This is a genomic window from Algibacter sp. Ld11 (genome assembly GCF_045066735.1).
Taxonomy (GTDB): Bacteria; Bacteroidota; Bacteroidia; order Flavobacteriales; family Flavobacteriaceae; genus Algibacter.
This window is the reverse complement of sequence record NZ_JBISHH010000025.1, coordinates 149,713-163,579: the sequence shown is the minus strand read 5'-3', so window position 1 is coordinate 163,579 and position 13,867 is coordinate 149,713. Positions and strand designations below refer to the sequence as shown.

Here is a 13,867-nt window from a genome sequence, read left to right as displayed (position 1 = left end):
TTATTATTTATTATTAAACTCACTTATATATGTATAATAAACTCCATATTCCTCTGTGCCTTCAATAAAATCATTAACCAACAAGGTCTTTCCTTTAGATAAATGCACTTTAAACTCTATGGTTTCTTGCTCGCCATCTATCTCCTGTTCTAAGATTTGATTTGCTATTTTTATTCGGACTTTAGTTGGCTCAATAGTCTCGTATTGGTACAAGTTTTTAGGATTTACAGAAGGGGTTCCCCAAACAGGACCGGGACATTCTTTTGGCCATCTTCTGCATGAAATTAAATATTCACCATCTTTTTCAACTTCTATAGCATGTGTATTATTTTTGTTTTTCATTCCGGAAGCGACTTGTTCGGGTTTCCAAATACCGCCATCTTCGCCAATAGCATGCTGTATGGTTAGTTTAATTTCTTTTTGGTTTTTATTACCAATAACACTAACAGGAAGTTCGTTATACTCTGGGTTTTCTTTCGTTCGTTTTAAAAAGGCTTTATTTTGAAATAATAACTGCTTAACTATTTCAGGATGCATGGCAGCAACATTATTTTTTTGATAAGGGTCTTTAACTACATTATACAACTCATTGCCATTAATTAATCGCCATTTACCTACAATTATACAAGTCTCCATAACATCTTTAGGTTGACGCCAATCTTGCCTATTATGAATAAAAACTGAGCGGTTCGTGTTATTTTTTTCCGCTAATAAAAGTTCTGATAAATCTTCACCATCCAGCTTCATGGTTGAAGGAATTTTTAGATGACATAAATTTGCCAGCGTAGGTAGTATATCAACATGCGATGTGAGGTTGTTAATATCTCGACCTCCTTCTAAACTTCCATTTGGCCAACGAATAAAAAACGGCACACGATGACCACCTTCTGTTTTGGCTCCTTTTATACCACGAAGCCCTTTATTATAACCAATATTTTTACCATCACGACTCATACCCCCACTGGTACCATTATCTGTCATGTAAATTACAATTGTGTTATCTAATAAATTTTGTTTCTTTAAATAAGCGTCCAATTTTCCGAAGTTCTCATCAATATTAGCAAGCATTCCATAGAAATTTGCATTATTAATCTTAGTGCCCTCAAGTGCTTGGTAGGGTTTCGCATATTTTTCATCCACAATCCAAGGTGAATGTGGTGCATTTGTTGCTAAGTAAACAAAAAACGGTTTTGACTCTTGATTTTTACTATCGATATATTTAATGGTTTCATCAAACCAAATATCAGTGCAATACCCTTCAAATTGCTTGGGTTCGTTATTAACGTAATAAACATCATCAAAATAACTATTCCCCCAATAATCGGACAATTCGCCAACACCACCAGCTTTGTGATGTATCGCTGTTTCAAAACCGAGGTCGGTTGGTCGCGTAGGGTAATTATCACCTAAATGCCACTTCCCAAATAAGGCAGTATTGTAACCATTTTGTTTGAATACATTTGCCATAGTTGAAGTGCTTTTTGCTAAAGCATCGCGCCCCTTGTAAGTGGCCCAAGCACCGTTATTGATTGGGTACCTACCTGTCATTATCGCTGCACGTGTTGGTGTGCAATACGGGCTTACATGAAAATCTGTTAAACGTACAGATTGCTCATAAAACATATCTAAGTTTGGTGTTTTAAGCCAAGGATTTCCGTGGCAACCTAAATCACCAATACCCTGATCGTCTGTGAGAATTAAAATAACATTTGGAGGATTTTGTGCTTTTTTTTGAAACGCGTGTCCTATTGCTAATTGCATGCACGTAATTAATATAAAAATTGATTTAAATATTAATATGTTTCTTCTTTTAAAAATCATCGGAATATGGTGTTTATCAAAAATATTTTAAATCATTGATTAATTAGGTTACATATGATTTGAAAAACAGAAGGTATGTTGTTTTATAATTCAGTATTGATAAAAAAAAGAGAAACCTCATAATGAAGCTTCTCTTTTCTATGCTATTTAATTGTAAGTTAACCTTCTTTCCAATATTTCATCATTTGGCTGTACTTCTTCTTGCCAATGAGTTCTATTATTTTTTTTCCAGTAGCTTTCTTAATCTCTTTTATTTTTACTTTTTGATCGTCTTTGGACAATTTTTGCTTTCGAATAGCTTGAATAGATTCCACTTTTTCTTTATTAAGTGGCGTAATTTTAGCAATTTCCGTTTTTGATAACTTCGCAAACTCCATTGAAGCTTCAAAAGTTTTTTTATCACTATTTTGACTATTGACTGAATACGCCAAAAAAAGCGTAATCATTAAAAACATTATTTTTTTCATTTTTTTTTAAATTTAAATTAGGATTTCAAAACTTAGATGTGTTTTATCTATTTAATCTACGTGAGCATCAACGCCACCACCAATATTATTTTCAGTATATCCTTCTAGAACGATTCTAAAAGCATGAGCATAGTCGGTTGGAAACGTTTTAGGCGTTGTAATAACAAGTCCTTTTTCATTTCTCTCCCATTTAAGATCTTCTTTACTTCCTAATAATTCTATTTTTAAAATTTTAGAATTTAAGACTCCTAACTGCGTGCTTAAAGATTTGATTACAATCTCATTTTCTGGTTTATCCATAACAATAGCAAAGAATTCTTTATCCGTTTTTTTAGTAAATCGAATATCCGTGTTCTTATAAGCTATTTTTACTTTTTCTTCGACTTTATGCCCACCTTCTGGTAAACGTGTAGGGCCTTCTCCAAAAATAGTCCAAGGTCTTGTACCATAAATGGCATCACCATTTACATTTAACCACGCTCCCATATCGATTAATAAATTTTCCATCACTTGTGGAATAGAGCCGTCCGGATTTGGTGGTACATTTAATAACATTAATCCGTTTTTGGAAACAATATCTACCAAGATGTCGACTAATTCATTTGGTGTTTTAAACTGAGCTTCAGGACGATAGAACCATGCGCCTGGAGACGTATCGGTTAACCACGGATTATCTTTTGGCTGGTTTGGACGACCGCGCTCATAATCTTTTATGGCTGTGTCTTCATTAAACGTAGACTCTTTGTAACAAACAGCAACTTCTTTATTCCACTCTAGACCTTTATTATAATAATAAGCCAAGAATTTTAAGCGAGATTCTTCAGTCATGTTTTCTAACCACCAATCGAACCAAATTAAATCTGGCTGATAAACATCAATAAACTCTTTTAACTTTGCCCACCAATCTTCATAAAATTGTTCATCGGGCGTATCAGAATCTAAACTATGCGGGTTGGTGTATAGATCGTAATCTTTAGGATTAATACCGCCATGTGCATGTGCAGGCGCAAAGTATTTCCAAGTAAAAGCATGATGAAAAGACCCCATATACTTCAAACCTTTAGCTTCAATTTCTTTTTTAAGCGCAGCCGATGGATCAATACCTCCATAGTTCATAGAATTCCAGCGTGTTACCTTACTATCCCACATAGCAAAGTTATCATGGTGCATAGCTACCGGACCAGCAAATTTAGCGCCAGATTTTTCAAATAAATCGGCCCATTTTTTGGCATCAAAACCTGTAGTTTTAAATTGTTCTACTATATGCTTATATCCAAACTCCTTTGGGTGCCCGTATTTCTTGGAATGATGTAAAAAGTTATTGCTTGGCTTCCCATTGGCCTGTGGTACCACTTTACCATCGACATACATTTTCATGCCATGCCATCCTGCTAACCTCTGTTTGGGATTGGCACCTTCAAAAGCAGATGATACGGGTCCCCAATGTGCATAAATTCCAAATTTCGCATCTTTAAACCAATCTGGTGCTTGATTTATTTTTTCAATTGATTTCCAATTCTTTTTAAATTTCTCTTTTTTCTGTGCATTTACATTTGTAGAAATACACGCCATAATTATGAAAAGGAAAACCGACGGTAACTTAATAAGTCTCATTTTTTTTGTTTAAAATTGACAAAGGCAAATATCGTCGATACTTGTTTTTTTCTTGATTCAGTTGTGTTAAAGATGGTAACAAATGGTTATTTTGAATATTTTTTCCAGATTTAACAGCCCATTTTCAATTTTTAACTAGAGTTTTTTAGTTTTTCTTCTGTTCTAAATTCCGAATTATTAAAATGGCATCGGCTTCATTTCTATACGGGCGCCAATCCCAAAAACCATATTTATACTTAAACTCTAGCTTTTGCTCTTTTGTAAATTCTCCGGTGATGGTATTAAACCATTGCGACGTTGCATTTGCATAATTAAATTGATTTTCCAACATACGTTTGATATCATCTGAATGTACTTCTTTTGGAAAATACTGCATAACAACACCTTCTTTTGAATTTGATAATACATACGATCTTGTATTATACTTTGTTACTGGTTTAAAATTTTCAAAATTTACTTTATCAAAAAGTTTACTCATGTATTTGAAATAATCAAATCTAGGTTTCACAATGCCTTCTGGTTGTTCAAAAGGATTATGAATTACAGCATTCCAAGCCGCTGCCTGCCAGTAATACGTTGTATAAACTCCTGCAAACACGCATAAATAATTTCTTCTTAAACATATTTCTGCATTGGAGTAACCTCCAGGAAAAACATTATATGGAGATGCCTCATACCCTCCGTGTTCTATATTGAATACAGGTTTATTCGGAAAAAGGTTGTAAACATTTATCATACTTTCATATAATAAAAATTTCCAATCTTGGGTAGAAATAAAATCTACATCATCTTTATGATTCTTGCAAAAACCAAAATCGTGAACAGACACTAAACGATTAAACGCATCTAAATTCCTCGTTCTTACAATACGTTCTTCAATATGCTCAACAATGTTTTCATTTTGCTGAATTGCAATTTTGTTTGCAGCCTCCTTAGAGACATCCCAAATTATGTTTGGAAATGCTTGATATCTTTTAATGATATAATCATAATACATATTATCGGCATCCGATCCAGCCTTTGGCCATGCGACGCGCTTATTCCAAACATAAATCATTAAATGACTCACAATTTCTTTATCATGCATTGCTGCAATCACCTTATCAAAGTGTTTGAAGAAAGTATAATTTAAGTCACTATAATCTGGTTTTGAATTCGATCCTAAAAAAGGAAAAATATCTTCTCTTGCTCCATAATCATGTTGTGGGTTTTGTTTTAACGACTCATCCTTTACCCAATCCAAATCTGGGTCGTATGCATACACATTCATGACTACTTGATTAAACCCGTTTTCGTTAATTAACCCCAGTAAATGCTCTGTTTTAGAAATATTTTCCTCACCATAATCTAAGGCAAACAACCAATCACACTCAAAAGCTAAGTTAAAATAATGCGAGCCATCTTCATAGTAAAAATGTCTAGGGTCTTTTTCGTTAAGCACTACACCTCCATGTCGTTCTTTTTTCTCATTCTTAGATATAATGAACCTTCCTTTTTTTCCATTTAATTCTTTTATTTCTGAATTAATAATAAAAGATTGACTTCCAACAGTTGAACTCGAATAACGGAATACCCATTCATTATCACCATTATAAAACAATGGAACTTTCTTTTCGCCACCTTTCTCTTTAACGATAGCATATATCGTTTTAGAAAATGGTTTTACAACACTTTTTTTAGTTCTATAAACTAAGTCGTTTACTTCCCATTGAATGGATTTTATGGTCTGACTTGACTTTGCTGCCTTACAAACTTTAATTTGAGTAAAACTGCTTTTTGAAAATAACAGTACAACTATTAACAAGATTTTTTTAAAATTCATTTGATTGTGTTATAATTAAATTTCTGTTTATTACAACTGTTCTTTTACATATTTAGCGACATCTACCATAGGTGCTACCCAAATATCCTCTTCCTTAAAAGACAAGTAATCTAATAATTCCTGATGCGCTGTAATCTCTACATTTAACGGACTACCACCTCCAACACCATGAAAAAGAAAAACAAGAAGCTCTTTATTTTCTATAGCTTCATCAACAAGTTTTTTCATTTCTGTTCCCGAATGCCCTTTCATTCCATAGGCATTAATATCATCTAGATTTATTTCAGTAATAGATTTCATATCTCGTTTTACACCACGAGCACCTTCAAAATCATCCTTAACATAATTATAGAAAAGGGTATCATTAACCTTTTTTTGACCACAAGGGAACGCAAAAGTACGCTCAGATTTCCCATCCATCTTATTAAGTATGGCATTGGTATATTCTATCTCATCAATAACTTTTTTAAGCGTATAATTATTTAAATCTTTTTCTGGAGGAAGCTGTTTTTTTCTTTTGGGCTTATTTTTACAAGGATGCATTAAGGTGTGATTACCTAATTCGTGTCCGCTGGCGGCGGCCGCTTGCCACTCTACTCTCCTACCACTCAAACAATCCGAACTCCCAATAACATAAAAAGTACCTTTCAAATTAAGTTTATCTAAACTTGGAACTACGTAATCTAAGTGTTCATCTAAAGCATCATCATAAGTTAAAACAACAGCACATTTTTTTCCATTCCATTTAACTGCATCTTCATCTCTACAATTTTGAAGTACCGTTCCCAAAAGAAATAGTAGAAATAACTTTAAATATTTCATTTTAACTTAATTCTTATTTTTTAGACCATCCTTTTTTGGTTCCTTTTAGATATCCTATTGCCCAACCACTTCCTTTTTGTGAAGCCCAAAAGATATCTTCTCTAAATGGGTCTGGTTTTACGTCAACAACTCTGTCATGTTGACCTAATCCTGAATTAATTTTATTCCAAGTTTTACCTGCATTCATTGAAACATAAACGCCAGGGTTGAGTTTTGCATTTACAAGTTCAGCTTTTGCTCTATATGGTAATGGAGCACTTACTATAATAATATTTGGGTTGATCGGCGAAGTTTCACATTGCCAGATATAAGGTAATTCAAAAATTTTATTCCAAGACTTCCCTTTATTTTTACTTCGCCAAACACCACTACCAACATCCGTTGCATTTTCGTTTCCACAAGACAAATACATATCTTCAGTATTTCTATCTATAAAAATATTGTTTACATTTTGTATTTCTGAAGGAATTTCAACTTCTTTCCAATGATCACCTTTATCTGTGGATTTATATAAACCACCATTGTCATCATTGACTGCTACATATAAGGTTTCAGTGTTTTTTGGATCCATAATAACTCTTCTAATACTAGCTTCTTTATGGAACCCATTCATACTTATCACCCAAGTATATCCTCCGTCAGAAGATTTATAGAAACCATAATCACCTTTAGTTAAGCTTTTTGCATAAGGACCTGAAACTTGAGAAATAGGTTTTTTAGTAGCACAGAAATACATATTATTTGGGTTCTTAGGATCAATAATTAAAGAGTTTAGAAAAACCAAGCGCTCATGAGCTGGTGTATCTGCAGCAAATATTGTTGCAATATTATCCCAAGTTTTTCCACCATCTATTGATTTGCGTAATTTTCCTCTATGACTTTGTCTATAAGATAAAAAATAAATAATATCAGGATTATTTGGATGCACTGCTACTGTTCCTGCAGAATGCGCTCCTCCGTGATGAACTTGTCCTTCTAATTGTTCTACAGCAACAGCCATTTTATCAGGATACTCTCCTAACGGAGCCGTTTGCCATAAACCGTGTTCTCCGCTTGTTAATAAATATCTGTCTTTAATTCCTGTTTCTAGTAATATAAAACGACCTGGTAAATTACTGTCTCCTCTTCCAACCCATTTTTTGCTACCGGGAGCGGTTTCATTATCATCAATTTGTTGCCAAGTTTCACCTCCATTTTTTGACTCTAAAACTTGTTGATCTAAACATATATATGCTGTACCATCAACACTTAATTCTAAAAATCGGTTTCCCCAAGAATCTTCTCTTCTATCCATTTCTGGTTGTAAATGAGCAAAGGTTGTGTTTGTATTTGTCGGGTTATTTCTAGATTCCCAATACGCCTTATCTTTTTGTTCAATCCAATATTTTCCAGTTCTAGCAGCTGCTTTCCAAGTTTTACCACCATCGTTAGATTTCCAAACATCACCTGTTAAAAAAGCTTTATCGTGTTTTGTGTTATGAGAAAGATAAATTTCATTTTTATTTGTTGGGTTTACTTGAATTCTATGCCAAATATCTAAAACATCGGTTGGTAATTTAGGATGCTTTGTCCTTATTGTTTTTACACTTGTTTGAAACCAATAAGCTAAGGATTTCCAATACCTGTTTAATAATGACTTACTATTAATTTGATTTAAATCTACAGCCAAATTTCCTGTAATATTTTGCCAGGTTTTACCACCATCATTACTTTTATAAACCCCACCTTTTGAAGAAACTGTTTTTCCTTTTGTTTCAAAAGCTGTTTGATCAACTAAATAAAGTACAAATTCTTTTGTTTTTTGATCAAAATAAGCATCTAAATCACGTGGACGATTAACTGTTAATCCTTTTGCGCTCGTTTTCCAAGTTTTCCCTTGATTGTCACTTCTAAAAACACCTTCACTCGTTGCTGAAATTATAATTTTAGAGTTATTTGGGTCAACAACTATACGCCCAACATCTAAATTTTCAAATGCGCCAATCTTAGATTTTGTCCATGTTTTACCTTTATTGGTACTGCTGTAAATACCATCATTTTTGTATTTTCTAACATGTCCGTTTTGATGTCTCCAATTGGCCTTTACATTCCAAAAATCACCTGGACCAATGTACCAATTATCATCATTAGAAGGATCTACTGCAATATCTGCTAAACGACCTTTAAATTTTCGTACAAACTCCCAACTTCTTCCTGTATCCTCTGTTTTAAATAATTGCCCACCTCCAGTGATTGCAAAACCAAAATTTGATGATTGATGCGAAAACATAAACTTTCGCACTCTAGCTAAGTCTCTCCCATCTCCGTCAGCATTTTTTATGGTTTCCCAAGTTTTCCCACCATCCCAAGTACCATATGTATTAAACATATCTGGAGACATCATCATTACATTTTTATCTGTAGGATGACACCAAAACTCCTCACAATAACCAGACATTCCTGGTCCTACTTGTTGCCATTCTACAATATCTGACGAAGTAACTTCTTTATTTTGAAGCTTTTTAAAATATTCTTTATCAAGTTGTGCGCAGCTATTAAAACTTAAAAACCCCATGGCAATCAAAGTGATAATTTTAGATATATTCATACTATTTAATTTTCAATTTAAATTATGTGCTCCTTCTTAAAAGTTACTTTCATGAACTTTTGTTCGTGTTGCATTAGTTCTTGTACTCCAATTAGTCTCCGTTCTTTTATCTCCCAAAACTATATAAGTTATAGCATGACTTTTACCTACAACACAATCTCTATTTGGAGCTCTACATGAGGCGACTTAACATAACCTAATTCACTCATTTAGTGATTATATAACGTAAACCGCTTGCTTTATAAAGTTCTATTTGATTAGTTTTGTAACCAACCTTCATTCGTATTATTCAAATATGTAATAAACCAACCTGATCCCCAACCAGCACTCCACAACACGTTCTTATTATACGGATCTGGTTTTACATCTACCATTTTATTAGGCTGCCCTAATCCTTTATTAATTTTGGTCCAGCTTTTCGCCCCATCTTTAGAAAGATAAATTCCTGGGTTTTTAAATTTTGTTGGATAATGCCCTGCAACACTTATTACTATTAAATCTTCATCTATCGGCGAGGTTTCTACTTGCCAAACAAAAGGTGCTTTAAATATATGTTCCCATGACTTTCCATTGTTTGCGCTTCTCCAGACACCACCTTCTTCATAAGTACCATTTCTTCTACCGGTAGCAATATATAAATTGTGATTATTTCTATCAATAAACACATTATTTACCGCTTTTATTACTGATGGAATTTTTATTTTCTCCCAATTACTTCCTTTATCTGTTGATTTGTACAACTCGCCATTATTATCATTTAAAGCTGCATAAATTGTACTCGGATTTTTAGGATCTAACTTTATTCTACGTACACTTGCATTATTATCAAATCCATTATTACTTAATTCCCAAGTATATCCTCCATCAAACGAACGGTAAAAACCATAACCACCTTTTGTTAATTTTGCAGATCCATCGCCAACTTCTGATATTGGTTTACGAACCGTACAGAAATACATACTATTTGGTTCCTTAGGATCAATCGTTAAAGCATACTGTGTCACTAAACCACGATAAGAAGGATTATTTCCTTCAAAAATAGTTGCAATATTTTCCCATGTTTTCCCTCCATCTTGGGTTCTTCGTAATTTCCCTCTATGTTCTTGTCTCCAAGCCAAAGAATAAATAGTATTTGGATCGTTTGGATGCACTGCCATAGTAGAGGTGGAATGTTGCCCATGCATACCGTCATGATCGTGCACTTGCCCGTCTATTTGCTCAACAGCTACGGCTTGTTTGTTTGGCCATCCATCTAAATCTGTAGTTTGCCATAAACCGTGCTCTCCACTTGCTAATAAGCGTCTTCCTTTAATTCCTGTTTCATGTAACATATATCTACCAGGTAAATCACTATCTCCTCTACCAATCCACTTGTTACTTCCCGGTGATGTTTCAAAATCATCTACTTGCTGCCAAGTATTTCCATGGTCGCTACTCTTAATAGTTTGCTGGTCTACTCCCATAAATACTTCACCTCTAACATTAATAGCCAACATACGATTTCCTGAACGTGCCTGAGAATTATCCATATTAACTTGTAAATGTGAAAAATCTACATTGGTTCCTACGGGATTATTTCTACTTGCCCAATAGGTTTTGTCTTTTCCGCCTTTCCAGTAAACACCATCTCTAACACAAGCTATCCATGTTCTCCCACCATCACTCGTTTTCCATGCCTCTCCTGCTCCAAAGGACTTATCATGTTTTTTATTAAAAACCACATAAATTTCATCTTTATCAATAGGATTTACCATTAAGCGATTAAATACCGGTAAGGTTTCTGATGGCAAATCTTTTAAAGTGGTCTTAATTGTTTTCTTAGGTTCTCCAAACCAATAACCAACAGTGTTATAGTATCTTTCAATTTCGGATGGAAAATTAATTTTATTTAAATCGATGTATAAATTCCCGGTAATATCACTCCAAGATTTCCCACCATCGGTACTTCGATACACACCACCTTTGGCGGTGGTTGTTTTACCTTTTTTCTCGTACACGGTTTGCTCTACCAAATACAATATAAAGGCACCCGTTTGTTTGTTGTAGTATGATGATAAATCGCGTGGTAAATTATTTGGCAACCCTTTATTTCCTTTTTCCCAATCATCGCCTCCATTCTCGCTTACAAACAAACCATGGCTAGTTGCTATTACCATATGCTCAGGATTATTTGGATGAATGATGATTCTGCCAACATCTAAATTATCTGCAATGTTGGTTGCTATTTTAGACCAAGATTTACCAGCGTTTGTAGTTTTTAAAATATATCCATAGCTTGCTCTTGGATGAATAATGCCGTGTGGCTTGGCTAAACTTCTATGATTGTTTTTTACATTCCAAAAATCTCCAGCGCCAATAAACCAAGTGTTATCATCTTTAGGATGGAGAGTCACTTGCGTGTGTGCATTACTCACGTGCTTCCCTTTGGCTCTTGGAATTTCATAAATTAATTGCCAAGTTCTACCTCTATCTTTAGAAGTATAAACGCCTCCTGCACGTTCTATAGCGACTCCAAAATCGGGATTTTGCGTAGAAAAATCAATATCCAAAACTCGTTCCATATCTCTTCCATCACCATCAGAATCTTTAATAGTTTGCCAAGATTTTCCGTTATCCCAAGACCCATAGCTTACATGCATATCTGGCCCCATGAACATCACATTAGGATCTGTTGGGTGACACCAAAACTCTTCATTATAACCAGACATCCCTGGCCCGAAGTTTTTCCAAACCACAGATGGGTCCGAAATGATTTTTTTAGTCTTTAGATTTTTGAAAAATGATTTACTCGCTGAAGTAGACATTTGCTGTGAGAATGCATAACTATTTACTAAAATAGCGAAGATTATAACTGATAAAATTCTTTTCATTTATTAAAAATTGAGTTTTTAACAAATTTATGCAAGATATTATCACAATTCGTATTCATATGTTTTTACTAATATGACATATGCGTTATTTCACTAGAGTTTTAACTTACCCGTCACTATAAATGGCTTTTAACTAATTATTAATTCTTTTTATATCTTATTTTAAAATCTTCCTAACCTTCTAATTAAACACGATTTCAACTAAGTCATTCTTCAATACTTTCCGAGTTAGGATAAAAATTTAAATTTCTAAAACTTCTTTGATATCAAAAATTACTGAATTCAAGTTAGTCTTATCTTAGATAGCTCAGTCCTACTTAATTTTTGAGAATAAGAAAGAACAAACCATACTAGAAACAGTTAGTATGCCTTTAGAGATAATAACATGTCATGATGAACTTCCAATTTATTTTAATAATTCCAATTCCCAAGCTTTTAAAATCTCCTCATTGGTAGCATTAACAGATAGATTTTTTTTAACAATTCCTTTTCTAAAAAAAGCTTCAGAGCTCGCCTTCGCTTTGGCAATAGATTCTGGAGATTCGGGAATCATATGCTTTTCAACCTTATTTAAAGTGGTATTTAATCTTCTAAACAGTTTTCTTTGTACTTTTTTAAATTTATTGTTTGAAGCTAGGTTGTTAAACTCGCTAGGATCACTTTTTAAATCATAAAGCTCATATACAGGACGGTTTTCGGCCATAAATTGATTGTAGGGCGCTTTTAACTCTCCTTTTTTATGTAAATCTTGATACAATGTAAAGGCAGGGTATTGCAACTTTTTATAAGAAGTTAATTGCATATAGGGCATCTCTGGCATTCGATTCCAAATTAATTTATATCGACCATCAGTTATAGAACGAATATCATCTACAGCATCACCACAACGTTGGCGAAATCCATAAATATATTTTCTATTTTCACCGTTTAGCACATTTTTACCATGCATGTATTTAGGAATTTTAATACCAGCCAATTTTAAGGAACTTGCAGTGACATCTACCAAGCTAATCAAATCTCTTTTTACAGTTCTTGGTTCAAATTTCTTAGGATATCGAATAATTAATGGGATAGCCAAACCGCCTTCATACAACCATTGTTTATCGCGTAAATGTGGACGGCCATGATCTCCAAATAAAATGACTACTGTATTTTCGGAAAGACCTTCTTTCTCTAACCGGTCAAGTATTAGTCCAACACGCTTATCTGCTATTTGAATACTTTCTAGATACAACGCCCAATCTGCCCTTATTAAAGGATAATCAGGATAACATTCAGGAAGTGTTACATGGTCTGGACTAATAGGTCGTTCCTTGTCCCTAACAAATACCCGATGCGGTTCATGAATTTGAACTTGAGCAAAAAATGGTTGATCCTTTTGGCGTTGATTCCAATCGGTACCATCAAACAAATTGTCTCCTACAAAATTATAATCTTCTTTTCCTGGTCTGGCCATATCATGACCCCAACCATTGCTACAGAAATAACCAGCATTCTTAAAAATTTCCATAATGCTAGAAATGCCCTCAGGCAGTTTCTGTTTATCTATTGTTCTATGATTAAGAACATTTATGGCACTTGGATACATACCCGTTATTTGTGAAGATCTGCTTGCAGAACAAACTGGTGCATTGGCATAAGCATTTACATATTTAACACCTTGAGATGCAAGTCTATCTATATTTGGTGTATGCAAATCTTGGTTACCGTAAGCTCCCAATTCTCTACCTAAATCATCACAATTAATCCATAAAATATTGGGACGCTCTTGGGCACACAACAGTAATGTGAATGTCAGCAAAAAAGAAATCATTGCTGTTTTAATAAAACTACGAATTGAGAACTTCATTTTTAAAGAATTTAT

At 33.9% G+C, this 13,867-nt stretch carries 8 protein-coding genes; all 8 read right to left on the bottom strand.

The genetic code is table 11. The annotated features are described in order from the left end of the window. Positions 1-3 precede the first annotated feature (3 nt). The 8 genes from ACJJV4_RS14350 to ACJJV4_RS14315 all read right to left on the bottom strand — a co-directional run bounded on the left by ACJJV4_RS14350 (position 4) and on the right by ACJJV4_RS14315 (position 13,852). The gene (locus tag ACJJV4_RS14350; RefSeq protein ID WP_405295633.1) at positions 4-1,761 is read right to left on the bottom strand and encodes an arylsulfatase; all 1,758 of its coding nucleotides are present in this window, start codon (positions 1,759-1,761) and stop codon (positions 4-6) included. Positions 1,762-1,979: 218 nt separating this feature from the next. After that, positions 1,980-2,288: a hypothetical protein gene (locus tag ACJJV4_RS14345; RefSeq protein ID WP_405295631.1), complete on the bottom strand. Its 309-nt coding sequence runs from the start codon at positions 2,286-2,288 to the stop codon at positions 1,980-1,982. 51 nt (positions 2,289-2,339) lie between these two features. Continuing rightward, positions 2,340-3,902 (bottom strand): alpha-L-fucosidase, encoded by a 1,563-nt coding sequence (locus ACJJV4_RS14340; RefSeq protein ID WP_405295629.1) that lies wholly within the window; start codon positions 3,900-3,902, stop codon positions 2,340-2,342. 145 nt (positions 3,903-4,047) lie between these two features. Beyond that, positions 4,048-5,724, bottom strand: coding sequence for a DUF4038 domain-containing protein (locus ACJJV4_RS14335; RefSeq protein ID WP_405295627.1), 1,677 nt, complete (start codon positions 5,722-5,724; stop codon positions 4,048-4,050). Positions 5,725-5,754: 30 nt separating this feature from the next. Next, positions 5,755-6,546, bottom strand: coding sequence for a polysaccharide deacetylase family protein (locus tag ACJJV4_RS14330; protein WP_405295625.1), 792 nt, complete (start codon positions 6,544-6,546; stop codon positions 5,755-5,757). Between the two features lie 13 nt (positions 6,547-6,559). Further along, positions 6,560-9,133: a hypothetical protein gene (locus ACJJV4_RS14325; RefSeq protein ID WP_405295623.1), complete on the bottom strand. Its 2,574-nt coding sequence runs from the start codon at positions 9,131-9,133 to the stop codon at positions 6,560-6,562. 257 nt (positions 9,134-9,390) lie between these two features. After that, positions 9,391-12,003, bottom strand: a complete 2,613-nt coding sequence (locus ACJJV4_RS14320; protein ID WP_405295621.1) for a hypothetical protein — start codon at positions 12,001-12,003, stop codon at positions 9,391-9,393. 406 nt (positions 12,004-12,409) lie between these two features. Continuing rightward, entirely contained in the window at positions 12,410-13,852 is a 1,443-nt protein-coding gene (locus tag ACJJV4_RS14315) for a sulfatase (RefSeq protein ID WP_405295619.1), read from the bottom strand. Positions 13,853-13,867 lie beyond the last annotated feature (15 nt).

What these genes read in the sequence shown, in the direction of transcription:
- ACJJV4_RS14345 (WP_405295631.1), bottom strand. Translation starts at nt 2,288, where the DNA reads ATGAAAAAAATAATGTTTTTAATGATTACGCTTTTTTTGGCGTATTCA.
- ACJJV4_RS14315 (WP_405295619.1), bottom strand. Translation starts at nt 13,852, where the DNA reads ATGAAGTTCTCAATTCGTAGTTTTATTAAAACAGCAATGATTTCTTTT.
- ACJJV4_RS14320 (WP_405295621.1), bottom strand. Translation starts at nt 12,003, where the DNA reads ATGAAAAGAATTTTATCAGTTATAATCTTCGCTATTTTAGTAAATAGT.
- ACJJV4_RS14335 (WP_405295627.1), bottom strand. Translation starts at nt 5,724, where the DNA reads ATGAATTTTAAAAAAATCTTGTTAATAGTTGTACTGTTATTTTCAAAA.
- ACJJV4_RS14340 (WP_405295629.1), bottom strand. Translation starts at nt 3,902, where the DNA reads ATGAGACTTATTAAGTTACCGTCGGTTTTCCTTTTCATAATTATGGCG.
- ACJJV4_RS14325 (WP_405295623.1), bottom strand. Translation starts at nt 9,133, where the DNA reads ATGAATATATCTAAAATTATCACTTTGATTGCCATGGGGTTTTTAAGT.
- ACJJV4_RS14350 (WP_405295633.1), bottom strand. Translation starts at nt 1,761, where the DNA reads ATGCAATTAGCAATAGGACACGCGTTTCAAAAAAAAGCACAAAATCCT.
- ACJJV4_RS14330 (WP_405295625.1), bottom strand. Translation starts at nt 6,546, where the DNA reads ATGAAATATTTAAAGTTATTTCTACTATTTCTTTTGGGAACGGTACTT.